This is a genomic window from uncultured Roseivirga sp., assembly GCF_963973945.1.
Classification (GTDB): Bacteria; Bacteroidota; Bacteroidia; order Cytophagales; family Cyclobacteriaceae; genus Roseivirga.
Map to the genome: position 1 here is coordinate 263,630 of NZ_CAXBBV010000002.1, position 26,418 is coordinate 290,047.

The window sequence follows — 26,418 nt, forward strand, 5'->3', positions numbered from 1 at the left end:
CTACTCAAAATCATTGAATAGTTTTGGGCGGATTTTGGAGAAGAAGAGAAGAATGAATCGTTACCTACTAGTTATATTTATCTTACTTACCTCTGTTTCGATTGTTCATGGGCAAGACGAGAAAAATGATATTGACTTTTTATTGCCACCCGATTCTGAGCCACCACCTGCCGACACCATTAAATACTGGAAAAACGGAGGTACTTTTAACTTCAACCTTCAACAAGTAGCACTCACCAACTGGGCAGCAGGGGGGGAGTCTTCAATAGCAATAGGAACCAAGTTTGAAACCTTTGCTAATTATGAGAAAGAGGGGGCAGTTTGGCAGAATCGTTTTAAAATTAGCTATGGTTTAATCCGAAACGGAGATTCTAAAAACCGTTTTGTTAAAACGGACGATCAGATTTTATTGAACTCAAAGTATAGCCAAAAATTTACCGAAAGGGTACTTCTAACCACTTCCATTAACTTTCAAACCCAAATGGACGAGGGGTACAAGAATAAAAAGATAGCAGGGACAGATCAGATTGAACGAATTCTAATCTCCAATTTTATGGCACCTGGTTATCTTCAGGCTTCTCTAGGACTTTCATATAGAGATGAAAAAACTGTTACCGCTACCTTGGCTCCCTTCACGGGACGATTTACTTTTGTATTGAATGACTCCCTTTCCAATGCGGGCGCTTTTGGTATAAACCCAGGCGATAAAATCAGACCTGAAGCAGGAATAAGTTTAACGGGTACATATAAAAAAGATGTAGTTGAAAATGTGTCGTTTCTAGGAAACTTCAACCTCTTTTCTAACTATGAGAAATTCCCAAATACAGTAGTCAATTTAGAGGCTTCGTTTAAACTAAAAGTAAACAATTACCTTTCCTCCAATATTAGCTCTCAGCTAATTTATGATGACGACATTACACTTACGCGAAATGATGGCACCAAGGGGCGCGATGTTCAAATTAAGAATGTTATAAACGTTGGAATTACGTTAGGTTTTTGATTAGAACTCTGGATCCAAGCCTAATCGTTCTTGCAAATCTTTTAAAGCAGGATACTTCTTTTTCAGGTGTTCAAACTTCTCCTTGTCAGTATAAAGCATCTTCTCTCTGGCAATATCTACTACCTCTGATTTTAGAATTAAGCTGTCATTCTCAAGGCCATCTCGCAATGTCATTAATAAATCTCCTCTGAACCGCTCAAAACTAGATTCTGATGCACCATTAGATATTTTTATGGTTACGGTATTGCCCTCTAATTCATAAGGCTCTTTTAGAATAAGTAGCTCTAGTTGGTTGCCTTCTTCTTCTCTTTTTGCCTTAAAAGCATTCCAAACTTTATCCAAGTCCGTAAGTGTAAAAGCTTTATTTCGGTTTGAAACCGCTTCTTCCGTTACTTCACCTGTCGTAGTTTCTTCCTTTTTATTGAGTTGATTCTTTAAATCGGAAAGAGAAGGAATACTAATCGTTTTAGAAGGTGCCCTTGGCGGTAATTTGGTTACAGGGCTAGGTTCTGAGCTTGCTTGAGGAACTGGTGTTTCAATTGAAGGTGCAGCATTGCCCGCCTCTTTTTCTACCAGTACTTCTTTTGTAATAGGTTCTACTTTGGGAGCTTCCTCTTTTGTTGGCTGCGACTCTTTTTTCTCAGCGACCTCTTCAGTTAGGATTTTTTTTTTGAAGTGTCTTCCGGAGTAACATGTGCCAAGCGAATAGCAGAAGTTAAATGCGCCATTTTTACTAAAGCTAATTCAACATGAAGCCTCTGGTTTTTGCTTCCTTTATAACTCAAGTCACATTGGTTTGCAATGTTGAGTGCCGTGAGTAAGAATGAAAGCGGTGTAGCATCGGCCTGTGCTTTATAGCGCTGTTTAATATTGTCAGAAACTTGTAATAACTGAATGGTGGCATTGTCTTTACACACCATTAAATCTCTTAAGTGACTGGCTAATCCTACAATAAAGTGATGGCCGTCAAATCCATTTTTCAGAATTTCATCAAAAGTTAATAGAACATTAGATGTGTCTTCTTTAAAAAGAGATTCTGTCATTCTGAAATAATAGTCATAATCCAGAATGTGTAGGTTAGAAATTGTGTTTTGATATGTTACTTTCTGCCCGTGCGAAAAGGTGACAATAAGATCGAACAAAGAAAGTGCGTCACGCATAGCGCCATCCGCCTTTTGGGCAATCAGGTGCAGAGCTTCATCTTCCGTGTCAATTTTCTCCTTATCAGCGATCATTTTTAGCTGTGTAGAAATGTCACTGACCTCAATTCTATTAAAATCAAAGATTTGACAACGAGAAAGGATGGTAGGAATTACCTTATGTTTTTCAGTAGTCGCTAAAATGAAAATAGCATAGGATGGTGGTTCCTCTAAAGTTTTCAAAAAAGCATTAAACGCTTGATTGGAAAGCATGTGAACCTCATCAATAATATATACTTTAAACTTTCCTTGTTGAGGAGGGTAACGTACTTGGTCGATCAGGTTTCGAATATCATCTACTGAGTTATTCGATGCCGCATCAAGTTCATATATATTAAAGGTATCGTTGCCTTCTAAAGGATTGTCAATGTTTTGATCATTGATCATTCGGGCAACAATTCTAGCACAAGTAGTTTTGCCGACTCCTCTTGGTCCGCAAAAAAGTAAAGCTTGTGCTAATTGATTATTATCGATCGCATTTTTAAGTGTAGTAGTAATGTGCCCTTGGCCAACTACTTCTTCAAAGCCAACAGGTCTATACTTACGTGCGGAGACAACAAAATTTTCCATCGCTGCAAGATATAAATCTTCGCTAAGATGTTTCAAAAAATGACTTCAAAGATTTCTCGACTTTTCCATTAAATTTGCACCCCGTTAGATCAGAGGTGTTATAAGGTCTTTTTTCTTTCAACAGAAACCTATGTAATAGTTCATTCAATGCAGCTAATTGAGGTTGCCTATGCTGATGAACACGAGCTAGGGCTGAAAACTGGTAATTTATTTACTGGGCAACGTTGGAATTAAAAAAGCAAACTTCTATCTTTGTGTCCCTTTTCAAGCTATGGAAGAGGTAAAGTATTAAAAGTCAATTAAATATATCGAAGTGGATACACTAAGTTATAAGACAGTTTCGGCTAATAAAGCTACTGTAGATAAGAATTGGATAATCGTGGATGCGAGCCAAAAGTCGTTGGGTAGATTATCAAGTGAAGTTGCAAAAATGATCAGGGGAAAACACAAGCCTGGTTATACCCCTAATGTAGATTGCGGTGATAACGTAATCGTAATCAATGCCGACAATGTAAAGTTGACAGGTAAGAAATGGGATGACAGAGTGTATCTACGATATACTGGTTACCCAGGTGGTCAGAGAGAAACTACTCCAAGACAACTCAAAGCCAAGTCTTCAAGATTGTTGGTTGAAAGAGCGGTTCGCGGTATGTTGCCAAAAACAAGATTAGGAAGAGCACTTTTTAATAACCTTTATGTGTATGAAGGTGCTGAGCATTTACATGAGGCTCAAAAGCCACAGGAAGTTAAATTATCAATAAGCTAGTTAATGGAAATAGTTAACAAAATTGGAAGAAGAAAGACCTCTGTTGCAAGATTGTACATGGAGTCTGGAAAAGGTGAGTTCAATATCAACGGAAAATCATTAGAGAGTTATTTCCCTTCTGATGTTCTTCAGATTATTGTAAAACAGCCTTTGATGCTCGTGGAGCAAAATGGGAATTTCGATTTCAAAGTAAACGTTAATGGTGGCGGACCAAAAGGTCAGGCTGAAGCCATTAGACTTGCCATTTCTAGAGCACTTTGCGAAATTGATGCTGAAAACAGACCTCCTTTGAAGAAAGAAGGTTTCCTTACAAGAGACCCAAGAATGGTTGAACGTAAGAAGCCAGGGAGAAGAAAAGCGAGAAGAGCATTCCAGTTCAGCAAGCGTTAATAAGAATTATTTTACAAACTTATATATGTCTAACAAATTAGAGTACAAAGACTTACTTGATGCTGGTGTCCACTTTGGTCACTTAACGAGAAAGTGGGATCCGCGTATGGCGCCATACATCTTCATGGAGAGGAATGGTATCCATATTATCGATCTTAATAAAACTCTTAATTGCCTCGAAGAAGCATCATCTGCAATTAAGAACATTGTCCGCTCAGGAAGAAAGGTAATGTTTGTAGCTACTAAGAAACAAGCCCAAGGGATTGTTGCTGAAGAAGCTGCAAGATTGAATATGCCTTACGTAACTGAAAGATGGTTAGGTGGTATGTTGACCAACTTCGCAACGATCAGAAAGTCGTTGAAGAAACTTCAGGGTATCGACAAAATGATGAAAGAAGAGTCTTATAAAAACCTTGCAAAAAGAGAAAGGTTAATGAAGACTCGTGAAAAGGAAAAGTTAGAAAGAGTATTGGGTGGTATTACCGACCTTACTAGACTTCCTGCTGCCTTGTTCATCGTTGATATCAAAAGAGAGCACATTGCAGTAAATGAAGCTAAAAAGCTGAACATTCCTGTGTTTGCTTTGGTAGATACAAACTCTGATCCTAACAAAGTAGATTTCCCAATCCCTGGTAATGATGACGCCTACAAGTCTGTAGAAACTATCACAAAGGCTATTGGTAGAGCTATTGAAGAAGGATTGCAAGAGCGCAAAACTGAGAAAGAGGAGAGAGATAGAGAAAAAGCGGAGCAAGAAAAAATAGCTGCTGACAAAGCGGAAACTAAAGCTGCTGATAAAGCAGAGTCTAAAAAAGAAGAAGCTTAAATCGATTAAGATTAACTCATATAAAAAATTGAACATTGAAGCTTTTTCGGTGTTCAATTTTTGTTTTAAACCGATAAGCTTGAGCTGAATATACTCTTCAAGACTTAAGGTTCGAACTGATTTTAGAAATAATATTTAAAATATATACAAATGGCTATCACAGCAAAAGAGGTTAACCAATTAAGACAAATGACCGGTGCCGGCATGATGGATTGTAAAAAGGCATTAGTTGAATCTGAAGGAGATTTCGATAAAGCAATTGAGATTCTTCGTAAGAAAGGTCAAAAATTATCTGAAAAAAGAGCAGACAGAGAAACTTCTGAAGGTTCTGTTTATGTAAGATCTAGTGAAGATGGCTCTGAGGCTATTCTTATTGCTTTTACATGTGAGACTGACTTCGTAGCAAAAAATGCTGATTTCCAAGCATTAGGAAATGAGATTGCTGATGCTGCTATGGCTAATAAACCAGCTGATCTAGCCGCATTGAATGCACTTAGTTTGGGTAACTTAACTGTTCAGGATAAAGTAACTGAGCTTTTGGGTAAAATAGGCGAGAAGCTACAAGTTTCTGTTTATGAAAAACTTTCTGCTGACCAAGTGGTATCATACATCCACTCTACAGGTAAATTAGGTGTTTTAGTTGCTCTAACTGGAGTTGGTAGTGCCGATGTATCTGAAGCTGGTAAAGATGTTGGGATGCAAATTGCAGCCATGAATCCAGTTGCTGTTGATAAGGATGGTGTTGATTCATCTGTTATCGAGAAAGAAATTGAGATTGGAAAAGACGTAGCAAGACAAGAAGGCAAGCCAGAGGCTATGCTTGATAAAATTGCTGAAGGTAAATTGAACAAGTTCTTCAAAGAAAACACTTTGTTGAGCCAAGCTTTTGTTAAAGATCCAAAAGTGAATGTTCAGCAGTACCTTGATTCAGTAAACAAAGGTTTAACTGTATCTTCTTTCAAAAGAGTTACTATAGGTTAATTCTTGTTGCCTATATAGAATTAAGAAGGCTCATCAATTTGATGAGCCTTCTGCTTTTTTAAGCTATGTATGTAATACTTTAGACTTATTTGTTCAAGTGCTTTTCTACGGTATCAAGTAATTCGGTAAGATCAAATGGCTTACATATATAAGCATCTGCTCCAAACTGTAGGCCATGAACCAGCTCTTGACCATGATTTTTTACCGATAGAAACACAACAGGGGTTTTTTGTAATTCAGAATCGCTTCGTATTTCATGAAGCATCTCATACCCATTCATCAAGGGCATATCGATGTCACTGAGAATTAAATCCGGCTTTTCGGATTTTGCGAGAGCAAGACCTTCAACTCCATTTTTGGCAACAACTGTTTGATAACCTTCGAACTCTAAAATCTCACTGACGTTGTCAAGAATTATAGCATTATCTTCAACTAGTAGAATCTTTTTCATAATCTGTCGTGTTGAATTTAAGGCTTTTGAGTTTAATATCTTCACCTTTAACACAGATCAATAACTAATGTTTTTATCGTCCTGAAATTTCAAAATGTTTGCTCTTTTTTGTACAAAGTAATAAATGTTCGATTTCGCTATTTGTGTCATTATTTATTGAATTCAGTTCGCTATTTAGTCTATCAGAAAATAGAATTTGTTAATATTGCGAACTCTTGGGGTATTAGCTCAGTTGGTTTAGAGCGCTGCCTTGACAGGGCAGAGGTCACTGGTTCGAATCCAGTATGTCCCACTAATGAAACCAGTCATTTAAAAGAGCGACTGGTTTTTTGTTTTAAAGTATAGCAAGTCCCTATTCACTCCGTAATGCATCCACTGGATTATGCGTAGCAGCTTTTGCTGATTTAAAAATAATCGTGAGGCTAGTTAAAATAAACATAAATAATACTACTATGAACACAATATCGAATGAGAAGCTAGTTTTGTAAGCGAAATTATCAAGCCAGCGATTGATGAGCCAATATGCCACTGGAACGCCCACAAGACAAGCCGCTAGTATCAGTTTGTATACTTGCCCTGTGAACAAAAATAGAATTTGACCTACTGAAGCGCCCATTACCTTTCTAATGCCCACTTCTTTGATTTTCGACTCTGTAATAAAGCCAATTAGTCCTAAGAGACCTAGGGAGGAAATAAACAGAGCTATTACAGTGAAGAGCTTGAAAATATTGGCCAATCGGGTTTCAGCCGTATAAAGCTGATCGAACTTCGCATCCATAAACTCAACTCCAAACTTAGAGTTCGGTATAAACTCATTCCATTTGGTTTCGATTTTGGCGAGCGTTTCAGATATATTGGTTGAACTCACTTTAATCATAACCCTTGCTCCAGAATAGCCTGTAAAGTTATGATACATTAGCGCTATAGGTTGTATTTCATTATGGAACGAGCCTATATGAAAATCTTTTACTACTCCTCGGATTTTAGTCGGGATACCTAGGAATGAATATTTCCCAGAAAGTGGGTCATCAAGATTCATAGGGTTTTTCGATCTAATGATATTGGCCATTGTCTCATTGATGATCACACCTTGATCAATATCCGATGTTAGTTTACTGTCGAAGTTTGCGCCTTCTGTGATTTTAAGTTTCAGCATGTTAATATAATCTCCATCAACCTGATGGTAATAGCCTCGAATATCCAGTTCAGCTATTGAGCCAGAAGCGTAGAGATTTTCACCTCCTGGGGGGCTAGATGTTAGGCTCGATATAGAAACTTCTGGTATATCTTTTAATGATTTTTTAAAGTCATCTAGATTGGAAGAAACCGCGCGCTCTACAATAAGAATTTGTTCAGGGTTGTAGCTTAAGGTTTCGTTTTGAATATATCTCAGCTGCTTTTGAACCATAACCGCCCCTAGTGTCAAAATTATCGAGATACTGAACTGGAAAACCACAAGCCCTTTTCTCAGCATGTTGCCTTTTGTTGATGACATGGCCTTTCCTTTAAGGAATTCGCTAAACCTAAATCTCGATACCAGCAAAGCAGGATAGAGTGCTGAAAGCAAAGCCAATAGAACAATTAATCCAAAGTAAATAAGAAAGAATAGGAAGCTGGATTTATAGTCGTAATGGAGAGAGGTGCCAAGGATAGATTCGAAATACGGTAGTGAAATTTCTAATACTAAGAGAGAAATCAACATTGATATTACGCAGAAGATGAGTGACTCCGTCAAAAACTGAAAAACGAAACTACCTCTGCCTGCTCCAATTATTTTTCGTATTCCAGCTTCCTGTCCTTTTTGAAGAGCACGAGCAGCAGTAAGATTGATGTAATTAAATACTGCTAAAATTAGAATAAGTAAAGCCACTATGGCAATGAGCGCTACAGTACCTTTGTTTATCGTCTGAACAACGTTGTCAGTAGACTGTATGTCGAATTTCACTTCTTCAAATTTAGTGAGCCTGTATTTTAAGTTTTGTAAACGTTTTGCTGCTCCAGCGTCCTTAATAGTGTTGTTAAAACCTGTTGTTATTTGCTTGATGTCTGTTTCTGGTGAAAACATTAAATAGTTAGCGAAAAGCGAGTAAGCACCAGATGCGATATCATATGGAATGTAATTAGGGACTATGTAGTCAAATTGAAGGCTGGAATTTTGTTTTATATCCTTTAATATTCCGCTTACAGTATAAGCGGCTCCTTCCCGAATGGGTAAATAAACCATCTTGCCGATTGGATCCTCATCTCCAAATAACATGGTGGCCATACTTTCGCTAACTATGATACTATGTTTTTCTAAGAGAGCTGTTTTCTGGTTTCCGGTAATTAGCTCGAAAGGAAAGAAACTGAAAAACGATGTGTCAGCTTCTATTCCTCGTTGTTTGTAAAACTCCTTTTTATCACCGTTTTTCACGGTGATAGTCATGTTTTCATTGAGCGCGTTAATTCTAAGGTAATTTTCTACTTGAGGATAGTTTCTATTTAAAATGACTACAAAATCAGGGTGGGTTCTGGCTTCATATTTATCCGTGAAATCAAGTGGGTTTAATACTTCTAACCTGTAAATTTCGGCTCGGTTCGGAATGAAATTGTCTTTCAGAATTACATCTGTGAGAAATAGTGAGAGTAGGATAAAGCAGGAGAGACCAAGACTCAAGCCCAAAATATTAATGGCAGTAAAGCTCTTATGCTTATACATACCCCTAAACGCTGTTTTTAAATAATGTTGAGTCATGGTAATAAAGCTTAAAGGGTGAGTGGAGTTATTTTGGTAATCGAAAAGGTAACTTCGAAATGAACGGATGACAGTCCAATAGTATAGTCTTCGAGCTTTACTGTAGCCATACGATTGAACTTGGTCTTGGAATTCCTCAAATAAATCACCTTCAATTTCTTCTAGCCTATGTTCGGCACAAAAGAAACGAAGGATTTTTAAGGGTAATTTTGGTGGCTGCTGCATGACTCAAGAATTTTGAAAAAGAGTTTGAGGCATATTGTTCCAAAGCGACTCACGTATTTCCTTGATTTGCTGTACTGCCTGAAGTCCATAAGGAGTTGGTTTGAATATACGTTTGCGTTTTCCGCCCCTTTTTTGACTTGCTTCGCCCAATTCGGACGATAGAAATCCTTTCTTTTCCAGTCTGTATAATGAGGAATGAATTGCGCTGAGGTTAATGTTACGGTCAGTGTGTTTTTCAACCTCGTCCTTTACCAAATTAGCGTAAGCATTCTTGTCCAATACACAGGTAGCCAATAATACTACTTCTTCAAACTCACCTAAAAAAGTACCTTTCATGGTTATGAGATATTATTTATATGAATGTAAGGAAAATAAATTCTCTGCGCCAATTAAATATATAAATGTAAGGAATATGGGTTAAGCATAAATGCTCTGCGTACGAAGAGCATGTTTGGATCAAATTCAGATAAGAATTGATTTATAACCCACTCTTCCAAAAGTTACGGAGTTCGGCTTCACTTCCTGCAAACACATCGCGGTCACAATTGCCGATACCGTTTAGATTATGTGGTTCAGGGCCATTGATACCATCAGTATATTGCCACATAGTATATTTTGGCCACCCACCAGGCAAGCTAGGAGTAGAGGTGTATTGTGCTAACCACAGAGGACATTGGATCAAGATAGCATCCCCATTAGTGCCGACAGACTGTTTTATTAAACTTCCACCATAGAGCACAGGAAACCTCCCAGTTTTGGTTTTCACCAACTGAACAAACTGCTTTGCCTGATCTAGAGACATGGTGCCTTGAGAAGCGATGGTGTTTTCTTCCCAATCCAATACTAACAAAGTGTTGGCGTCAGGTGCAGCTACTTGTAAAAAGTTATTGACTTGCGTAGGAACATCTTGTGCAGTACCAAAGTGATAAGCTCCCCAAAGCAATCCAATTCCATTAGCAGCAGCTCTACTGCTTGTGTAATTGGGATCCGTATAAGTTGTGCCTTGTGTAGCTTTATGGATCATAGCCAAAATACCAGCTTGCTTTACCAGAGGAAAATCGATGTTACTTTGAAAATGAGATACATCTACCACAACATTGAGATTGCCAGTAGGAGGGAAAGAGGATTCAGTAAACTGAAAACCTAATTTCTGTGCTGCTGCAATACAGTTGTCCCCAACAATGCCATCGACAGTAAGTTTCTGATCGGTTTGAAATGCCTTTGTGGCGTTGGCGGTTCCATTACCGAAAATACCATCTGCCACACCCGAGTTATACTTGTTTTGGTTAAGAAAATTTTGCCAGTCGGTCACAGATTGTCCTTGGCTTCCTATTTTGAGTATCATATTAATTGATTTTATGAGGTAAAAGATAGGATATTATTGTTTATAAATGAATCAACCTCAATGATAAACAGTAAAATGGTTGGCTTAGGCCTCAATAAAAAAATCGATACATCATTAGTAAGTGAATGTTCATTCATTTAAATTTGCGACTTGATACTTAATCGAGATGAGACCAAGAGACGCAGACAAGGAAAGGATAATTAAGACGAAAGCAATCGAACTGATAGTAAAGGATGGTTTTGATGGCTTAAGCATGCATAAACTGGCCAAGGCTGCTGGGGTGTCACCAGCTACTATCTATATCTATTTTAAGGACAGAGATGATTTGATTATACAAGTGGGGATGGAGGAAGAACTGAAAATGTTTGATGCAACGCTAAAAGGCTTTGATCCCAATATGCCTTTTGAAGAAGGAATGCGTGTGCAATGGATGAACAGAGCGCACTACTTCTTAGAAAATCCAAATCAAATGCACTTTATGGAGCAACTAAAACACTCTCCGTATCACCATCAAATTGGTGTTAGAATCAAGTCGAATTTCTCAAATATAATGTCACAATTTGTGCATAGAGCGATTGACAACAAGGAATTAATTCAACTTCCCATTGAGGTCTTTTGGGCTATCTCTTTCGCTCCATTATATCAGCTGGTTAAATTTCATATTAACAAAAAAGGAATAAGCGGAAGTCCTTTTGTGCTCGAAGATCAGAGTATTGATTTAGCGCTTACCATTGTACTTAAAGGCTTAAAACCTACAATTCAATAAACAACAACATCAAACTATTTTAGCACTTGAAAACTCAAACATTTACCTCCTACCAAAAACTGATCATTGCCATTCTGGCCTTTTCGCAGTTTACGGTAATACTTGACTTTATGGTGTTGTCGCCATTAAGTGCCATTCTATTGGATGAACTCTCCATTACAACTCAACAATTTGGTATGGTGGTTTCGGCTTATGCTTTTAGCGCAGGAGCTGCGGGTTTATTGGCTGCAGGTTTTGCCGACCGCTTCGATAGAAAGAAATTACTATTGTTCTTTTACTCTGGGTTTATTCTAGGAACCTTGTTTTGCGGTTTAGCGCCCAACTACCATTTCTTACTCATTGCAAGAATTATAACTGGAATTTTCGGTGGAGTGATAGGGTCTATTGTCTACGCCATTATTACCGATCTTTTTGTGCTGGAAAAGAGAGGCAGAGTAATGGGCTTTGTTCAAATGGCTTTTGCCGCCAGTCAAATTCTGGGAATACCTATTGGCTTATACTTGGCAAATCATTTGGGATGGCACTCTCCATTCCTATTAATTGTAGGCCTGAGTTTAGTGGTGGGGATTATCATTATGATTTACATGAAGCCAGTAAATGAGCACTTAAAGCTACAAACTAAACAAAATGCTTTTGTGCACATGGCAAAAACATTGAGTAACAAGAGCTATTTAAGAGGCTTTTCAGCAACCACCTTGTTAGCTACAGGAGGTTTTATGTTAATGCCTTTTGGTGCGGCTTTCGCGGTGAATAACCTCGGTATTTCTATAGATATGCTGCCTATGGTGTATTTAGTGACAGGTATTTTTACAATGGTTTCTGGGCCGCTGTCAGGCAAATTGAGCGACAAATACGGTAAGTTCAGAATGTTTACCATCGGCTCTTTGCTAGCAGCAGGTTTAATCCTATTATACACTAACCTCGATGTTACACCACTTTGGATGGTGATAGCAATCAATGTGGTTTTGTTTTTGGGTATAACACTAAGAATGATTTCATCCCAAGCTTTACTTACTGCAATTCCAGAACCTAAAGACAGAGGTGCTTTCATGGGAATCAACTCTTCAGTAATGCAAATCTCTGGAGGTTTTGCAGCAGCCTTAGCCGGAGTAATTGTGGTGCAAGGCGAAGACGGAAAGCTTTTACGTTATCCGTTATTAGGGTTGGTGGTTACAGCAAGTATTCTTATAACCATTGCGCTTATGTACTTCATTAATAAAATGGTATTTGCTAAAAAGAAAGCCGAAACTGCTAAAGAATCAGAATCTATTTTAGTGGATGTACCCATTGTTAAGAGTTAGGTAGAATGTTATTCTAGCGCTGAGAAAACAGGTCGTTTTAATCAAGGTTTGAATAACCAACTTTTCGAAATAGAAAGGCTTATGCTTTGTGCATAGGCCTTTTAATGTCGGGGTGACAGGATTTGAACCTGCGACCTCTCGCCCCCCAGACGAGCACGCTACCGAGCTGCGCCACACCCCGATTTGGCTGCAATAATAATAATTTATGCGGTTTTGAATTCTATTGAAATGGGAATTTTAATGGGAATAATTCTGGAAGTGTTTTCTGGCTAAGTATATAAGGCCAAGTACCAAGTAGAACCCACCAAACCAAATAAAGGTACTGTCTGCTTCGCAACAGCTAAAATAAAAGTATCCAATAGGCACGAAGTAACACAGAGCTGTGAGTAAAAATAAGGGGACAGCCATTTTATGAGCAGGCTGCGCTTTCACTTCAAATGTTTTCTCTTCCAAAATGCAATTAAAAAGTAACCGCTTTCCTTTACTCACTAAGAGAACAAAAGGTTATAGCCCTTTTACGAATGGAAAATTTGCTTGTTTTTTGGTTGAAATACCTTTTTAACTAAAAAGCAGACACTTAAACTAGTTTTCGTTTTGGCTCTGCTCTGAGCAATGCTGTGCTCGTAAATTAGGAGCGAAGTAGCTGTAATTTGAATGGTAATACATTTTGTGAGCTTACAAAACGAGACCTTTGATAGACGTTTCCTTGTTAGAAATCCCTACCCAGAATCAACATAGAGTTTTAGCAATCCAAGTAAGTGCCTCTATTTGTTGATTTATACAGACTTAACAGTGGCATAACCCCTTTTTAAATTTCCTTTGCGTAATTTGATTTTAAATTCTACTTATGAAAACGCACTTACTACTTCTTTTCTGTCTTTCCCTAAGCTGCTCCAAAGCTCAGGAGCCATTGGATATTCAAGGCCACAGAGGTGCCAGAGGTTTAATGCCTGAAAACTCCATTCCAGCATTTATGAAAGCATTAGAAGAAGGAGTTACCACTTTGGAACTAGATGTGGTGATTACAAATGATAAACAAGTTATAGTATCTCATGACCCATATATGCTCTCAGGTATTTGTAGTAAACCCAATGGAGAGCCAGTGACTAAGGAAGAGGAGAAGCAGCTAAATATTTATCAGATGGATTATGCCGAGGTTGTTGGTTATGACTGTGGATCAAGAGGCAATGTGCGCTTTCCTGAGCAAGAAAAAGCGGCAATAGCCAAACCATTGCTAGCGGATGTGATTTCAATGGTTGAAGATCATTTAAAGAAGTACAATCTTCTAAAGGTGGGTTACAATATAGAAATCAAGAGTGTTAAAAATGAATATGACTATAGCCAACCGCAGGTAGATGAGTTCTCAAAATTGGTATTAGAAGTAATCAAAAGAAGACTTACCAATGACCGATTTACCATTCAGTCATTTGATTTTAATGTGCTAAAGCATTTACATAAATCTAATCCAGAAGTGCGTTTGGTGGCTTTAGTCGAAAACGCAAAAGGAGTGGATGCCAATCTGGAAGCACTGGGGTTTGTTCCAGAAGTTTACAGTCCATATTACATTCTCCTGAAGAAAGAAGACATTGATTTGATTCATGAAAAAGGCATGAAGGTAATTCCATGGACAGTGAATGATCGCAAAGATATGGAGCGTTTGGTGGTTGATGGTGTTGACGGAATTATTACCGATTACCCAGATCGGGCAAAAGGTTTAAAAAAGTAGTACTGACATAGTACATTGTTGAAAAGATTTACCTTCAATCACATTCTTTTCAAAAGCCTGCACATAACATTTTGATGTTGGGTATATCTAATTATTTTTGGGCTGCCCAATTCGTACATGCAGATATTTGAAGTTACCGATAGCCATTCCGAAAAAGAATTCATTCAATTGCCCGTAAGGCTTTATAGAAATGAAGAAAATTGGATTAGACCCCTTGATAAGGATATTAAGGCCATTTTCGATCCTCAGAAGAACAAGAACTATAGAAACGGAGAGGCCATTCGTTGGATTCTAAAGAATGATAAAGACGAGGTGATCGGACGATTGGCGGCCTTCATTATCAAGAAAGTGGCCGAAGCCCAGGAGCAGCCTACTGGTGGAATTGGTTTTTTTGAATGCATTAATGATCAAGCAGCAGCATTTATGCTTTTTGATGCAGGCAAAAAATGGCTTGAAGAACGCGGTATGGAAGCCATGGACGGCCCAATCAACTTTGGCGACCGCAATAACTGGTGGGGGCTTTTAGTAGATGGCTTTTCGGAGCCTAATTATCAAATGCCTTATAATTTTCTTTATTATAAAGACCTTTTTGAAGCCTACGGATTTAAGGAATATTTCAAGCAATTCACTTATAAACGTCCGGTGGGTAGCCAAGTAGATCTTGACGATAGGTTTTATGTAAAAGCACAAAGTAGTTTAGATAACCCCGATTACGAATTTAGACACATAAGAAAAGACGAGTTTAAAATTGCCCACAAATACTTTTTGAAGGTTTATAATGAAGCTTGGACAGGTCATAACGGAGTAAAGCCGATGACTGAAGCCCAAGCGCATAATATCTTCAAACAACTTAAGCCAATAGCCGATGTTAAAATCGTTTGGTTTGCTTTTTACAAAGGAGAGCCAGTTGCTTTTTTTATTTCCATCCCTGAATTGAACCAGCTTTATAAACACTTAAATGGCCAATGGAATTTGTGGTCGAAGATTAAGTTTATGTATATGCTTAAAACAGGTGTATGTAAAAAGGCTTTAGGAATTGTATTTGGTGTGGTGCCTACACATCAAAGAAAAGGTGTGGAGGGCGGATTGGTAGTTTCTTTTGTAAAGGAACTAGCATGGAAAAAAGGCTTTCAATACGAAAACATTGAAATGAATTGGATCGGAGACTTCAACCCTAAAATGATGCGAGTGGCCGAGCAAATTGGTAGCAAGATTGCCAAAACCCATATTACTTACAGAAAATTATTTGATGAAACGAAGGAGTTCAAAAGAGCTTCCTTTATATAGATTAGCATATGAAAAAGAAATACGATGTATATGGCATTGGTAATGCCTTGGTTGACCTTGAGTTTAAAATTGACGAACAATTTTTAACAGAACATAAGGTAGAAAAAGGCTTAATGACCTTGGTAGACGAAGAAACTCAATTCAGGCTCATTAACGCTATGATGCAAACCGATACTATTCGTAAATCAGGTGGTTCAGCAGCTAATTCTATGATTGCTATCAGTCAGTTTGGTGGAAAATCTTTTTACTCATGCAAGGTTGCCAATGATGAGTTTGGCGATTTCTATATGAAAGATATGCGCGAAGCAGGTGTAGACACCAACCTTGATAAGCAAGAAAGAGAAGACGGAGTTACAGGCAAATGCTTGGTAATGATTACGCCAGATGCCGATCGAACCATGAATACCTTTTTGGGAGCAACTGCAAACTTCTCTGTGAAGGAGTTGGATGAAAATGCAATTAAAGACTCTCAATACATATACTTAGAAGGCTATTTAACTACTTCTCCAAATGGGGTAGAGGCCATGATGAAAGGCAAGAAGATAGCCGAAGATTATGGTGTGAAAACTTCAATTACACTTTCAGATCCTGCCATTGCCAACTTTTTTAAAGCGCAGTTTACAGAAGTGATTGGCGCTTCGGTAGATCTGATTTTCTGTAATGAAGAAGAAGCAAAAACTTACACGGGCAAAGATAATTTAGAAGAAGCGCGTGAAGCCATGAAGAAAGACGCAAAGCGTTTTGTAATTACCCAAGGTAAGAACGGAGCTATGATTTTCGATGGTGATACTTTTATTGATATTGAAGCATACGATGTAAAGGCAATTGATACCAATGGTGCAGGAGATATGTATGCAGGAGCATTCCTATACGGTATTACCAATGGAATGTCCTATGCAGCTGCGGGTAAGTTGGCTAGTTTGGCCAGTTCTAAAATTGTGAGCCAATATGGGCCAAGGTTAAAAACACCAGAGGTACACGAAATCTTGCGCCACTTAAAGTAGCCCATCCTATTTACTACCCATCCAGCGGAATAACTTTCCGCTGACCATTTGGCCTAGAAAAGCCAAATATTTTTGGCTTAATTTGAAGTCAAAACAAACCCTATATACTTATGCTTAGAAAAATCAGTCTTATTTTGGTGTTCTGTGCTATGTCCGCTTTTGTGGCTCAGGCGCAAAACATTGAATATGAGGAATATGATATGGACAATGGACTCCATGTTATTCTTCATCAAGATAATTCTACCCCCATCGTTACTGTGTCGGTGCTTTATCATGTAGGTTCTAAAAATGAACCCGAAGGAAGAACAGGCTTTGCGCACTTCTTTGAACACTTAATGTTTGAAGGCTCGCCAAACCTAAAAAGAGGAGAATACTTTAAAATTATTAATGCAGCAGGTGGAAGTTTGAATGCAAATACGTCAAATGACAGAACGTATTACTTCGAAACCTTACCCTCAAACCAACTCGCCCTTGGTCTGTATATGGAATCGGAAAGAATGCTCCATGCAAAAATCGATTCAGCAGGTATTGCTACTCAAAAGGAAGTAGTAAAAGAAGAGAAAAGACTCCGAGTAGATAATCAGCCTTATGGTTCGGTGATTTCTGTAATGCTTAAAAACGCTTACGGAGGCACTAATTATGAATGGGCGCCAATTGGCTCATTTGAAGATATTGATGCCGCTACCGATCAAGATTTTGTAGATTTCTATGAAACATTCTATGTGCCAAATAACGCTACACTTTCAATTGCTGGTGATATAGATAAAGCTGAGGCAAAGAAACTGATCGATAAATACTTTGGAGAAATTAAGAGGGGAACAAGAGAAATTCCTCGTCCTAAAATTACAGCTCCAAAATTAGACGGCACAGTAGAGGAGACTGTGTTCGATAATATTCAAGTACCCGCTTTGGTGCAGGGTTATAGAATGCCAGCACAAGGAACAGAAGATTATTATGCGCTTCAAATGCTTACTACCTTACTTTCTGGTGGGCAGAGTTCAAGGTTTCAAAAGGAAATTGTAGATAATAAAGGGATGGCTTTGGCTGTTCAATCTATTCCTTTAGGGCTTGAAAGCGGAGGCTTATTCATCAATTTTGCCATTCCAAACCAAGGAGTTGCCATTGAAGATTTAGCAGCTGAAGTAGATGCCATGATTGAGCAGACTAAGAATGAGCTGATACCTGAAAGAGAATTTCAGAAAGTGAAAAACCAAGTTGAAAATAACTTCATTTCTGGTTATGGCTCCGTACAATCTATCGCAGAAAGCTTAGCCAATTACCATGTATACTTCGGAAATACCGAATTGATTAACACTGAAATTGAACGCTACAAAAAGGTAACAAGAGAAGACTTGCAACGCGTAGCAAAGAAATACTTTGTACCTGAAAACAAAGTAGTGTTGACATACCGACCAAAGTCGGAGCAGGAAAAACCTGACGAATCAAAAATCAAAAAGGAAGGAGGGAATAGAGAATGAAGAAGCTATTAATAATGGCGCTTGCGTTGGTTTCTGTCAACACATTCGCCCAAGTAGATAGGTCTAAAAGACCGGAGCCTGCGGCCGCAAGAGAAATAAAAATAGGAGACTACGAAAGCTTTACGCTTAAGAATGGACTTAGAGTAATTGTGGTTGAAAATGATAAACTACCTACAGTAGCCTGGACTCTTTCTTTAAATGTAGGTCCAATTACCGAAGGAGATAAATCAGGTTTGGCTGGAATGTATGGTCAAATTATGAGGGCTGGAACTACCACAAAAAGTAAAGAAGTGTTAGATGAAGAAATTGACTTTATGGGAGCAAGCATAAATGCAGGAGCTACATCAATGTCGGCTTTTTCACTTTCTAAATATAAAGAAGATGTGCTTAAGTTAATGACAGATGTGCTCTACAATCCTGCATTTCCTGAGTCTGAACTAGAGAAGGTAAAGAAGCAAACCATTACAGGTTTAGCCTCTTCTAAAGATGATCCTAATTCGATTTCAGGTACAATTAGCTCTATTGTAAATTATGGAAAAGAACACACTTATGGTGAAATGACTACGGAAGAAACCGTTTCAAACATTACCATTGAAGATGTTCGCAATCATTATAAAAAGTTCTTCAAACCAAATATTGCTTATTTGGTAGTAGTGGGCGACATCTCTAAAAAGGACGCTCAGAAGCTTGTGAAGAATTATTTTTCTGATTGGGAAAAAGGAGACTTTACACCGGAGCGCTTTGAACAGCCTGCTCCTGTAGAGAAAACCAATGTTAACATTGTCGATAAAACTTCAGCGGTACAGTCGGTAATTAACATTACCTACCCAATCGATAACAAGCCAGGATCTGCAGATGTAACAAAGTTGAGCGTGCTTAATCAAATTCTTGGTGGAGGCGGTTCGGCTCGTCTGTTTACCAATTTGAGAGAAGACAAAGGCTATACTTACGGTGCCTATTCAAGCATTGGCTCAAGCCGATACAGTGCTACTTTTTCTGCTAATGCAAGTGTTAGAAATGAAGTAACTGATAGTGCAATGGTTGAGTTCTTTAGTGAAATGAACCGTATTCGTACCGAACTGGTAAGTCAAGAAGAATTGGATTTAGCTAAAAACTCATTGAGAGGTTCGTTTGCTAGGTCTTTAGAAAGCAGAAGCACAGTTGCTCAGTTTGCTTTGAATACGGAGCTAAATAATTTACCAGAAGATTATTACGCAACTTACTTGAAACGCTTAGATGCCATTACGGCCAAGGATATTCAAGAAGTAGCAATGAAGTACATCAGGCCTGATAAAGCCAATATTGTTGTAGTAGGTAAAGCGGAAGAAATTGCTCCAAAATTGAAGCAATTTGGCGCAATTACCTATTACGATGTTGATGGTAATGTAGTCGACCCTGAGGCTCAGAAGGCCGCAGTTGGATCTGTAAATGCGAAGGCTATCATTGATAAGTATGTAGAAGCCATTGGAGGAGCTGAAAAACTTGAGTCAGTTAAAGATGTAAAGGCCGTAATTACCACCACCGTTCAGGGGCAAACGTTAACCATTACCACAATGCAGAAAGGTAATACAATGAGCAAGCAATCTACCGGAATTAGTGGAATGACCCTTCAGGAATCTATTGTGAATAATGGAGAAGTAAAGGTTACTGTTCAAGGACAAACTCAAGAAATACCTGCTGGTCCGCAATTAGACGGAATGAAGGAAGGCGCAATTATGTTCCCTGAATTATTTTATTTCAAGGCGGGCTATAATTTAGAAATGACTGGGTTAGAAACCGTAAACGGTAAAGAAACCTATGTGATGACTATCAAATCACCTTCTGGCTCAACCAGCAAAAAGTACTTTAGCAAGGAAACAGGCTTGGTAGTAAAAGAAGAGTCTATTGCTGGTGCTCAAGAGGTAATGGAATATCAGGAAGTAGGCGGTATTAAATTTCCTAAGAAAATTAAACTGGCCATTCCAGGTCTTGGAACAATTGAAGCCGATATGAAAGTAGAAGTGAATTCAGGAATCCAAGACTCTGAATTCGCGATTAAGTAATTCATATATACCAAATAGAATTGAACAAGAAGCCATCTGTCGCCTGACGGATGGCTTTTTTCGTTATTTTGCATCAATGTCAAAGCCCGAAATCAACCAAACGCTTGATCACCTTTTTAGGCAAGAATATGCTAAAATGGTGTCGCTTTTCACTAATCGATATTCATCGGCTTTGATTGATCAGATTGAAGATGCCGTGCAGGAATCCTTACTTAAAGCGGCCAAATTATGGAGCTTTCAACCCATGCCAGAGAACCCGTCAGCTTGGTTGTATCGAGTAGCAAACAATCAGTTGATCGACCAACTCAGAAGACAGAATAAGTCGGTGGCTTATGAACCTCAAAAGCAAGAGATAGATTCCGATTCAATACAAATTGAGGTAGAAGAGGGGCGATTAATAGATGACCAGCTGAGAATGATTTTTGCATGTTGTCATCCCTCCATGAAACTTCAAGAACAATTGATGCTGAGCTTAAAATTGCTTTGCGGATTAAGTGTTAAAGAAATTGCCAGAGCACTTTTAAAGAAGGAAGATGCTGCTAAAAAAGCTATAACCAGAGCCAAACAAAAGTTCAAAACGGAGGTAGGAGAACTTTCCGTTCCAGAAGGTGAAGCCATTAATGAGAGACTTGAGGCAGTCCTTCAAGTAATTTATCTTTTGTTTAATGAAGGCTATAAAGCTACAGAGGGCGATGAACTGATTCGTCATGACCTTTGCGAAGAGGCCATTCGATTGGCTTTTATTTTAACAAATGCGCAAAATTGCCATACTGGCGAGTTAAACGCATTAATTGCTATGATGCTTTTTAAGGCAGCTCGCTTCCCTGCCAGAATTAGAAAAGACGGTAGTTTGGTAACTTTAGAACATCAAGACCGAAGCCTATATAGAGATGATTATATTCAATGGGGCTGGAAGTTTATGCATGAATCCAGTAAGGAAGAAAACACTTCTGTATATCAATTAGAAGCTGCAATTGCTAGTTATTATACCGTGGCGGCCAGTTATGAAAAGACCAATTGGAAAGTGATTTTTAAGCTGTATGATGGTTTGGTGAAACTGAAGCCCTCGCCAGTGGTGAAAATGAGTAGAGTATTAGTAATGAGCAAAGTACTTGGTGCTCAAAAGGCATTAGAGGCTATGCTTGAAATAGAAAACGAAACAGCTGAATTACAATCTTTTCAGGCTTTGAAAGCTGAGCTATATGCCGAAATGGGTGATTATGAAAGCGCTACAATTCATTTGAAAAACGCCATTTTGCAAGCACAAAATATAACTGAAAAGAGGTTTTTAGAAGCGAAGTTGCTCAATTGGAAAACCCCTAAATCTGTTTAGGCTATGTCACCACTATTAAAAACAGTGTTACGATTTGGGTTGATTATTTTGGCTTTGCTCATACTGTTTCATCTCACAAACGCTTCACTTTTTGTTCCGTCCATTTCGGCAGACGCAGTAATCGGTATCGCGGCTTTTATTCTACTGGCCCTGGGTATTTACTTGGGCAGAGGAATTAATAAAGAGAAGGGGGCAGAGAAAAAAGCACCCTCACATATAGACGAAAATAGAATTCAAGCTTTAGGAATTAGCCCTCGCGAACTGGAAGTTTTACAACTGATCTCTCAAGGTCTGTCGAATAACGAAATTGCTGAAACCCTCTTTGTGTCTGAGAGCACTATAAAAACTCATATATCAAACCTTTTTGTAAAGCTCGATGTGAAACGTAGAACACAAGCCGTTATTCGGGCGAAAGAATGGTGCATTATAGCCTAGTACTAAAGTCGGAACGTGTATTTGGTACTAAAGTATGAATAGGTTTCTGCTGTTTTGAACTTGATTTGAACGTACTAAAAATTATGAACATGAAAAATATTGTAGTTCGTTACGGAGTTATCGCCAGTTTAATTGTAGTAGGTGTTCCTTTGCTTTCAGGGCTGATCATCGGTTTTGGAATAGATAGTTTTGCCATGGGCGAAATTGTAGGTTATACTTCCATGATAGTGGCCATGACCACCGTTTATTTTGGAATGCGTCAGTATCGAGATCAGATGAACAACGGAATAATCACCTTTGGTACGGGCCTAAAAATAGGATCATTAATTTCTGTTTTGGCGGGAATCGCTTTTGCGCTTTACAATGTGGTTTTCGTAACTATCATTATGCCCGACTTCAATGAACAGTATTTTGCATATGCCGAAGGTTTAGAAATTGGAACCCCAGAATTCGAAACCAAGTTTGCAGCCATGATGGAAAGCAACGGTTTTATGTTTAGTGTATTGGGAGGCACGATACTTATGTTTGTTACCGTATTTTTAATCGGTTTTATTATAAGCGTAATTTCCGCTTTAATGCTTCAGAGAAAACAAGTGGCTGCAATTTAAGCTCAATTATGATTGTTTGATTACCTTAGCATGGCTGCTTTCGGTACAAATTTTGGGTGTGCAGCAAGGTTATATAATATCAACAATATGCGCTTTTCATTGCTGTCTTTTTTATTGGTAGGCTTGCTTTCATTTCATTTAGCAAACGCCCAAAATCAAGATTACCTCAAAGAAATTCAAGAATATAGAAAAGAACAAAATGAGGAATTCTTGAATCCGGATAAATCCCCCCTAACAGCAAAGGAGAGAAAGGAATTTAAAGGACATGATTTCTTTGCAATTGATGAGGTCTATAGGGTAAAAGCTAGGTTTGAACCTACTCCAGACTCTAAACCATTTCCGCTCAATACCAGCAAGGGAACAAGCCGTTTGTATAAGCGTATTGGTATACTTCATTTCGAAATAAAAGGAGAACCTTATACGCTAGAAGCATATTTGCAGATCCAGCGTTTCACTATTCCTGGTCAAAAGGTATATGTGTTTCTGCCTTTAGTAGATGCAACTACGGGCGAGAGTACTTATGGTGCTGGGCGTTATTTACACTATGAAGGAATTCCTGAAGGAACGGACTGGATTATAGACTTTAATAAACTTTATAACCCCTATTGTGCCTACAGCGATAGATATGAATGTCCGATGGTGCCCGAGCCTAATCATTTACCCATTGCTGTAGAGGCTGGGGTAAAAGGGTTTTAGTTCTTTACTGACTCGAATTCAGGGCAATCAAGCCTAATTTCCGTGTCAATCAGCTCTTTTTGGAGAAAAGTGCAAAAATGGCTGTCATCCGTTTTGCTATAAAATTTGCAGCCAAAACAGGTTCTCTGAACACTCAGAATACCATTTTTATTAAGTTGAAATATCAGTTTGGTCAGCGTAGTGTAAAGCGTGTTGAGACTCTGCTCTTCTTGCTCACTTAGAATTCTTTCTAGCGGTTGAGAATAACTGTCCAAGGCTTGAATAAGTGCCTGCCCATCAGACGAAAGAAGTAAGGTATAGCTTCGGCTATCAACGGATGAAGCCTCTTTTTCAATGTATCCTTTGCTGTTTAAGGCTTTTACGGCATCGCTGATTGTCGGTTTGGTAAGGTTAAACTCTTTGGCCAGATTACTTACATTACAGAGCTCTTGTTTGTGGTGAGCAATAAAAAGTAATACCTGAATTTGGATAGGGCTTAATCCATGTAATTTGGCTTTGTCCCAAAGTAAAGTCTTAAAGGCTTCTGAAATCCTTTCAAGGGCAATAACAATGTTGTGGTTCAACTCTTTACTCATAGAAAGACTGGCAAGGTAATTTACGTGACACCAACAAAGTTAGTCATCCTAATTAGTCGAGAAAGCTACTCATCACAATTTTCCATTTCTATAATTGAAAAGCCTACAGTTTCTATTTCATGTTTTAACGCATCTGTTGGGTACTCTATATGGCAAAAAATACACTCCTTAGAAGTCAATTTTTCTGTGTCAAAAGACTTGGTGTCTAAATAAGCTTGTCCATATTGAAATACTCTTTCAGTGTCTTTTAGAGTACTGTCTACAAGAATATCAAAGTGCATAATGATTCCATCGGCACGTTTTACATAGGTGTCCCACACTGCTATTTTCATTTGTGTATTTTTTTGATGAGTTAAACAAAGCTAGGAGTGCTTTAAAATAAGGACTCCTAACTTTATAAGTCAAATTTTAGCCTTTAACATCGGCCATAGATGCTCCAAAATTGAGGTGCAAAACATTACCATTTGGAGTAAGTAAAGCTGGAACTGATTTTACCCCGGCTTTCTCAGCTTCATCGATTCGATTTTTAGACTCTCCCAAATGGACAATCTCTACTTGCGATTTTCCAATAAGATCGACAATGTCTTGTTCTGCGCTAATACATACAGGACAGCCAGCGTGATAGAAAATTGATTTTGACATGGTTTGATAAATTTTTATGGATGACAATATTGTCGGTTCAAATATAGTAAGGAATCCTAACTAATTAAATCATTGTTAATATTTATTCTACACCAATGCTTTGAAGCGCTTCTGAGGTTAAGAGTTTACAGTTTATTTTTAAAAGTGGGAATCTTCTCTTCTAATTCGGTTTTCAAGGCCTCATCTGTAATTTTTCCTTCCGAAAAATTTTTATCGAAGGAGGGGAGTGAAAAGGTTTCGATGATTTCGGCACCACAACGGGGTAAAAGGATTTTTCCCGAGTTCATAGCATTTCCGGCACCATAGCCTCCTGGAGAAGTACTCATCAGTAACATAGGTTTGTCTCCGAAAATATTGATGTCAATTCTGCTACACCAGTCAATGGTGTTTTTGAATACTGCTGTATAGTTTCTGTTGTGTTCCGCTAAAGAACAAATAATGGCATCGGCCTTTTCTATTTCTTCTCTAAACTTATAAGCAGTTTCTGGGTATCCGTTTTCTTTTTCTTTATCAACAGAGAACATTGGCATTTCGAAATCATTGAGGTCCAATAACTGGATTTCAAAACCTTCGAAATATTTAAGTGCAAACTCTACCAACTGCTTGTTGATTGATGTGCTACTATTACTGCCTGCAAATGCTACTATCTTTTTCATACTGTTGTAAGTTCTTTTAGGTGAATTTTGTTCGAATTAGATTTCACTAGATGTCTGCACGGGTTCTTTTTCCATTTGCGAACTGATGAAAGGGATTCTGGGTGAAAGAAAATAGCCCGTTAAGCTGGCAAAAAGAATAGGGATGAAATAGCCAAAACCCGTGAGGGTAGCCAAAAGAATGGTGGTACTCATTGGTGTACGGGTAACGCATGCGTTAATGGCAGCCATACAACTAATAATCGTCAAAGTAAGACTAAGGCCTGGAAACAACTGGTGTATAATGAGACCCAATGTGGCTCCTACAAAGAATAAAGGAATAATGAATCCGCCTCTCCAACCTGAAGTCACAGTAACTGCTATAGCTATTATTTTAAACACTAAAATGGCTACTAATAATTTGAGCGAAAGGTTTTCCGTCAAAAGTAAATTGATTTCATGATGCCCAAAATACCGGGTCAGAGGTAAATAGAAGGAGATAACCCCAAGTAAAAGTCCTCCGATTAAAGTTTTGATGTAAATAGGTAACCGCCTTTTTTCAAAAAGTGATTTAAAGAATTTTGTGCAATAGATAAAGCCCCAACCTACCGCTGTAGCCACTACAGCAAAGAGTACCGCATAGGCGAAATCAAAAACACCTGAGTATTCATAAGCCGATAAATTCCAAGTGCTACCGAGTCCTAATTGAATTACCAAGGCAAAAACTACATAACTAAAACAGCTGGCGACCAAGGCAGGTATAATGGCTTTGTAGTATTCAACAGCATGTTTGTGATGAAGGATTTCCAAGGAAAACAAACTACCACCCAAGGGTGCACCAAAAAGGGCTGTAAAACCAGAGGCCATTCCAGCAATACTGAGTGACCTAAGTTCTTCTCCCTTTAAACGAAATATCTTTCCAAGCCAACTGCCAGTAGAGCCTGTTACTTGCACTAATGGTGCTTCAGGCCCAAGGCTTCCGCCAGAAGCGACACACAAAAGTGAAGACAATATCATGGAAGGGTTATTCTTGGGGTCTAGCTTTCCTTTATTAAACCGAATATTGTTAACTATCAGGTGAATTTCGCCAGGGTCGCCAATAAAATGAATGACTAAACCAGCCAATAAGCCACAAGTGGCCATTACAGGAATTACCAACCAACCTTCAAAAAGCGAGATTTCATGGGTAAGAAATTCAAGAGTGATCCAATATAGCCCCGCAATCAAACCTCCAATAAGCCCAAGAAAAGCCCAGAGCAAGAAAGTACGGCTAAACACAAAAGGGTTAAACCGAATAGGTTGATCCAGTATATTTAGATAAGTAACAAGCTTTCGTTTTCTCTTTAGTTTCACTGGTGGTGCCTGATATAAACTTGTGCTAAGTTCGTGGCTTAAGTTTTACTCGC

General features: G+C 38.4%; 27 protein-coding genes and 2 tRNA genes. 17 read left to right on the forward strand and 12 right to left on the reverse strand.

All coding sequences use genetic code 11. The annotated features are described in order from the left end of the window. The first annotated feature begins 52 nt into the window (after positions 1–52). Positions 53–1,000: a DUF3078 domain-containing protein gene (locus AAC026_RS05480; protein WP_339605719.1), complete on the forward strand. Its 948-nt coding sequence runs from the start codon at positions 53–55 to the stop codon at positions 998–1,000. Here AAC026_RS05480 and AAC026_RS05485 read toward each other — a convergent pair whose 3' ends face one another. Then, positions 1,001–1,342 carry a hypothetical protein gene (locus tag AAC026_RS05485; protein ID WP_339695675.1) on the reverse strand — a complete coding sequence of 114 codons (342 nt, stop codon included), beginning with the start codon at positions 1,340–1,342 and terminating at the stop codon, positions 1,001–1,003. A gap of 314 nt (positions 1,343–1,656) precedes the next feature. Beyond that, entirely contained in the window at positions 1,657–2,769 is a 1,113-nt protein-coding gene (dnaX, locus tag AAC026_RS05490; protein WP_339695678.1) for a DNA polymerase III subunit gamma/tau, read from the reverse strand. A 313-nt stretch (positions 2,770–3,082) separates the two neighbouring features. Here dnaX and rplM point away from each other — a divergent pair, with 313 nt between their 5' ends. From rplM to tsf, 4 genes are all read left to right on the forward strand, one after another. Beyond that, positions 3,083–3,535, forward strand: a complete 453-nt coding sequence (gene rplM / locus AAC026_RS05495) for a 50S ribosomal protein L13 (RefSeq protein WP_339605716.1) — start codon at positions 3,083–3,085, stop codon at positions 3,533–3,535. A gap of 3 nt (positions 3,536–3,538) precedes the next feature. Continuing rightward, complete coding sequence (gene rpsI / locus AAC026_RS05500; protein ID WP_053222755.1) at positions 3,539–3,925, forward strand: 30S ribosomal protein S9; 387 nt, start codon at positions 3,539–3,541, stop codon at positions 3,923–3,925. A 25-nt stretch (positions 3,926–3,950) separates the two neighbouring features. Beyond that, positions 3,951–4,751, forward strand: a complete 801-nt coding sequence (gene rpsB / locus AAC026_RS05505) for a 30S ribosomal protein S2 (protein WP_339605715.1) — start codon at positions 3,951–3,953, stop codon at positions 4,749–4,751. A 150-nt stretch (positions 4,752–4,901) separates the two neighbouring features. Next, entirely contained in the window at positions 4,902–5,732 is an 831-nt protein-coding gene (gene tsf / locus AAC026_RS05510) for a translation elongation factor Ts (RefSeq protein WP_339605714.1), read from the forward strand. Positions 5,733–5,817: 85 nt separating this feature from the next. Here the strand turns inward: tsf and AAC026_RS05515 are convergent, their stop codons facing one another. Further along, complete coding sequence (locus AAC026_RS05515; RefSeq protein ID WP_339695681.1) at positions 5,818–6,183, reverse strand: response regulator; 366 nt, start codon at positions 6,181–6,183, stop codon at positions 5,818–5,820. 217 nt (positions 6,184–6,400) lie between these two features. Between AAC026_RS05515 and AAC026_RS05520 the strand changes: the two genes are divergently transcribed. Further along, positions 6,401–6,475, forward strand: a tRNA-Val gene (locus AAC026_RS05520). A 60-nt stretch (positions 6,476–6,535) separates the two neighbouring features. Here AAC026_RS05520 and AAC026_RS05525 read toward each other — a convergent pair. The 3 genes from AAC026_RS05525 to AAC026_RS05535 all read right to left on the reverse strand — a co-directional run bounded on the left by AAC026_RS05525 (position 6,536) and on the right by AAC026_RS05535 (position 10,487). Then, on the reverse strand, positions 6,536–9,142 hold the full coding sequence (locus tag AAC026_RS05525) for an FtsX-like permease family protein (RefSeq protein ID WP_339695684.1): 2,607 nt from the start codon (positions 9,140–9,142) through the stop codon (positions 6,536–6,538). A gap of 3 nt (positions 9,143–9,145) precedes the next feature. Next, positions 9,146–9,478 carry a PadR family transcriptional regulator gene (locus AAC026_RS05530; RefSeq protein ID WP_339695687.1) on the reverse strand — a complete coding sequence of 111 codons (333 nt, stop codon included), beginning with the start codon at positions 9,476–9,478 and terminating at the stop codon, positions 9,146–9,148. A gap of 142 nt (positions 9,479–9,620) precedes the next feature. Continuing rightward, the gene (locus tag AAC026_RS05535; protein ID WP_339695689.1) at positions 9,621–10,487 is read right to left on the reverse strand and encodes a GH25 family lysozyme; all 867 of its coding nucleotides are present in this window, start codon (positions 10,485–10,487) and stop codon (positions 9,621–9,623) included. A gap of 166 nt (positions 10,488–10,653) precedes the next feature. On the opposite strand from AAC026_RS05535, the gene AAC026_RS05540 reads away from it, so the two are divergent. Both AAC026_RS05540 and AAC026_RS05545 read left to right on the forward strand, forming a co-directional pair. Next, the gene (locus AAC026_RS05540; protein ID WP_339695691.1) at positions 10,654–11,253 is read left to right on the forward strand and encodes a TetR/AcrR family transcriptional regulator; all 600 of its coding nucleotides are present in this window, start codon (positions 10,654–10,656) and stop codon (positions 11,251–11,253) included. Between the two features lie 26 nt (positions 11,254–11,279). Next, positions 11,280–12,554, forward strand: coding sequence for an MFS transporter (locus AAC026_RS05545; RefSeq protein ID WP_339695694.1), 1,275 nt, complete (start codon positions 11,280–11,282; stop codon positions 12,552–12,554). 107 nt (positions 12,555–12,661) lie between these two features. Here the strand turns inward: AAC026_RS05545 and AAC026_RS05550 are convergent. Beyond that, a tRNA-Pro gene (locus AAC026_RS05550) sits at positions 12,662–12,735 on the reverse strand. 666 nt (positions 12,736–13,401) lie between these two features. Between AAC026_RS05550 and AAC026_RS05555 the strand changes: the two genes are divergently transcribed. The 9 genes from AAC026_RS05555 (at position 13,402) to AAC026_RS05595 (ending at position 23,163) form a co-directional block, all read left to right on the forward strand. Beyond that, entirely contained in the window at positions 13,402–14,280 is an 879-nt protein-coding gene (locus tag AAC026_RS05555) for a glycerophosphodiester phosphodiesterase family protein (RefSeq protein WP_339695695.1), read from the forward strand. 117 nt (positions 14,281–14,397) lie between these two features. Next, complete coding sequence (locus tag AAC026_RS05560) at positions 14,398–15,567, forward strand: hypothetical protein (protein WP_339695698.1); 1,170 nt, start codon at positions 14,398–14,400, stop codon at positions 15,565–15,567. A gap of 8 nt (positions 15,568–15,575) precedes the next feature. Continuing rightward, positions 15,576–16,571, forward strand: coding sequence for an adenosine kinase (locus AAC026_RS05565; protein ID WP_339605707.1), 996 nt, complete (start codon positions 15,576–15,578; stop codon positions 16,569–16,571). Between the two features lie 110 nt (positions 16,572–16,681). Next, a complete protein-coding gene (locus AAC026_RS05570) occupies positions 16,682–18,049 on the forward strand; it encodes a pitrilysin family protein (protein WP_339695701.1) in 1,368 nt (455 codons plus the stop codon). After that, complete coding sequence (locus AAC026_RS05575) at positions 18,046–20,091, forward strand: pitrilysin family protein (protein WP_339695703.1); 2,046 nt, start codon at positions 18,046–18,048, stop codon at positions 20,089–20,091. The genes AAC026_RS05570 and AAC026_RS05575 overlap by 4 nt, the downstream gene beginning before the upstream one ends. Before the next feature lie 76 nt (positions 20,092–20,167). Further along, positions 20,168–21,424: a sigma-70 family RNA polymerase sigma factor gene (locus tag AAC026_RS05580; protein ID WP_339695706.1), complete on the forward strand. Its 1,257-nt coding sequence runs from the start codon at positions 20,168–20,170 to the stop codon at positions 21,422–21,424. A 3-nt stretch (positions 21,425–21,427) separates the two neighbouring features. Further along, positions 21,428–21,859, forward strand: a complete 432-nt coding sequence (locus AAC026_RS05585; protein WP_339695708.1) for a response regulator transcription factor — start codon at positions 21,428–21,430, stop codon at positions 21,857–21,859. Between the two features lie 89 nt (positions 21,860–21,948). Next, positions 21,949–22,467 (forward strand): DUF4199 domain-containing protein, encoded by a 519-nt coding sequence (locus AAC026_RS05590; RefSeq protein WP_339695711.1) that lies wholly within the window; start codon positions 21,949–21,951, stop codon positions 22,465–22,467. Positions 22,468–22,554: 87 nt separating this feature from the next. Then, positions 22,555–23,163 carry a DUF1684 domain-containing protein gene (locus AAC026_RS05595; RefSeq protein ID WP_339695714.1) on the forward strand — a complete coding sequence of 203 codons (609 nt, stop codon included), beginning with the start codon at positions 22,555–22,557 and terminating at the stop codon, positions 23,161–23,163. Here the strand turns inward: AAC026_RS05595 and AAC026_RS05600 are convergent. From AAC026_RS05600 to AAC026_RS05620, 5 genes are all read right to left on the reverse strand, one after another. After that, on the reverse strand, positions 23,160–23,738 hold the full coding sequence (locus tag AAC026_RS05600; protein WP_339695717.1) for a MarR family transcriptional regulator: 579 nt from the start codon (positions 23,736–23,738) through the stop codon (positions 23,160–23,162). The two genes, AAC026_RS05595 and AAC026_RS05600, sit on opposite strands and share 4 nt — an antisense overlap. A 65-nt stretch (positions 23,739–23,803) precedes the next feature. After that, positions 23,804–24,070 carry a DUF2024 family protein gene (locus tag AAC026_RS05605; protein WP_339695719.1) on the reverse strand — a complete coding sequence of 89 codons (267 nt, stop codon included), beginning with the start codon at positions 24,068–24,070 and terminating at the stop codon, positions 23,804–23,806. 76 nt (positions 24,071–24,146) lie between these two features. Beyond that, positions 24,147–24,380 carry a thioredoxin family protein gene (locus AAC026_RS05610; RefSeq protein WP_339605698.1) on the reverse strand — a complete coding sequence of 78 codons (234 nt, stop codon included), beginning with the start codon at positions 24,378–24,380 and terminating at the stop codon, positions 24,147–24,149. Positions 24,381–24,505: 125 nt separating this feature from the next. Next, complete coding sequence (locus AAC026_RS05615) at positions 24,506–25,036, reverse strand: NAD(P)H-dependent oxidoreductase (RefSeq protein WP_339695722.1); 531 nt, start codon at positions 25,034–25,036, stop codon at positions 24,506–24,508. A gap of 36 nt (positions 25,037–25,072) precedes the next feature. Further along, a complete protein-coding gene (locus AAC026_RS05620; protein ID WP_339695725.1) occupies positions 25,073–26,365 on the reverse strand; it encodes a chloride channel protein in 1,293 nt (430 codons plus the stop codon). Between the last annotated feature and the right edge of the window lie 53 nt (positions 26,366–26,418).

What these genes read in the sequence shown, in the direction of transcription:
- AAC026_RS05480 (WP_339605719.1), top strand. Translation starts at nt 53, where the DNA reads ATGAATCGTTACCTACTAGTTATATTTATCTTACTTACCTCTGTTTCG.
- dnaX (WP_339695678.1), bottom strand. Translation starts at nt 2,769, where the DNA reads ATGGAAAATTTTGTTGTCTCCGCACGTAAGTATAGACCTGTTGGCTTT.
- rpsI (WP_053222755.1), top strand. Translation starts at nt 3,539, where the DNA reads ATGGAAATAGTTAACAAAATTGGAAGAAGAAAGACCTCTGTTGCAAGA.
- rpsB (WP_339605715.1), top strand. Translation starts at nt 3,951, where the DNA reads ATGTCTAACAAATTAGAGTACAAAGACTTACTTGATGCTGGTGTCCAC.
- tsf (WP_339605714.1), top strand. Translation starts at nt 4,902, where the DNA reads ATGGCTATCACAGCAAAAGAGGTTAACCAATTAAGACAAATGACCGGT.
- AAC026_RS05515 (WP_339695681.1), bottom strand. Translation starts at nt 6,183, where the DNA reads ATGAAAAAGATTCTACTAGTTGAAGATAATGCTATAATTCTTGACAAC.
- AAC026_RS05525 (WP_339695684.1), bottom strand. Translation starts at nt 9,142, where the DNA reads ATGCAGCAGCCACCAAAATTACCCTTAAAAATCCTTCGTTTCTTTTGT.
- AAC026_RS05530 (WP_339695687.1), bottom strand. Translation starts at nt 9,478, where the DNA reads ATGAAAGGTACTTTTTTAGGTGAGTTTGAAGAAGTAGTATTATTGGCT.
- AAC026_RS05535 (WP_339695689.1), bottom strand. Translation starts at nt 10,487, where the DNA reads ATGATACTCAAAATAGGAAGCCAAGGACAATCTGTGACCGACTGGCAA.
- AAC026_RS05540 (WP_339695691.1), top strand. Translation starts at nt 10,654, where the DNA reads ATGAGACCAAGAGACGCAGACAAGGAAAGGATAATTAAGACGAAAGCA.
- AAC026_RS05555 (WP_339695695.1), top strand. Translation starts at nt 13,402, where the DNA reads ATGAAAACGCACTTACTACTTCTTTTCTGTCTTTCCCTAAGCTGCTCC.
- AAC026_RS05560 (WP_339695698.1), top strand. Translation starts at nt 14,398, where the DNA reads ATGCAGATATTTGAAGTTACCGATAGCCATTCCGAAAAAGAATTCATT.
- AAC026_RS05565 (WP_339605707.1), top strand. Translation starts at nt 15,576, where the DNA reads ATGAAAAAGAAATACGATGTATATGGCATTGGTAATGCCTTGGTTGAC.
- AAC026_RS05570 (WP_339695701.1), top strand. Translation starts at nt 16,682, where the DNA reads ATGCTTAGAAAAATCAGTCTTATTTTGGTGTTCTGTGCTATGTCCGCT.
- AAC026_RS05575 (WP_339695703.1), top strand. Translation starts at nt 18,046, where the DNA reads ATGAAGAAGCTATTAATAATGGCGCTTGCGTTGGTTTCTGTCAACACA.
- AAC026_RS05580 (WP_339695706.1), top strand. Translation starts at nt 20,168, where the DNA reads ATGTCAAAGCCCGAAATCAACCAAACGCTTGATCACCTTTTTAGGCAA.
- AAC026_RS05585 (WP_339695708.1), top strand. Translation starts at nt 21,428, where the DNA reads ATGTCACCACTATTAAAAACAGTGTTACGATTTGGGTTGATTATTTTG.
- AAC026_RS05590 (WP_339695711.1), top strand. Translation starts at nt 21,949, where the DNA reads ATGAAAAATATTGTAGTTCGTTACGGAGTTATCGCCAGTTTAATTGTA.
- AAC026_RS05595 (WP_339695714.1), top strand. Translation starts at nt 22,555, where the DNA reads ATGCGCTTTTCATTGCTGTCTTTTTTATTGGTAGGCTTGCTTTCATTT.
- AAC026_RS05600 (WP_339695717.1), bottom strand. Translation starts at nt 23,738, where the DNA reads ATGAGTAAAGAGTTGAACCACAACATTGTTATTGCCCTTGAAAGGATT.
- AAC026_RS05605 (WP_339695719.1), bottom strand. Translation starts at nt 24,070, where the DNA reads ATGAAAATAGCAGTGTGGGACACCTATGTAAAACGTGCCGATGGAATC.
- AAC026_RS05610 (WP_339605698.1), bottom strand. Translation starts at nt 24,380, where the DNA reads ATGTCAAAATCAATTTTCTATCACGCTGGCTGTCCTGTATGTATTAGC.
- AAC026_RS05615 (WP_339695722.1), bottom strand. Translation starts at nt 25,036, where the DNA reads ATGAAAAAGATAGTAGCATTTGCAGGCAGTAATAGTAGCACATCAATC.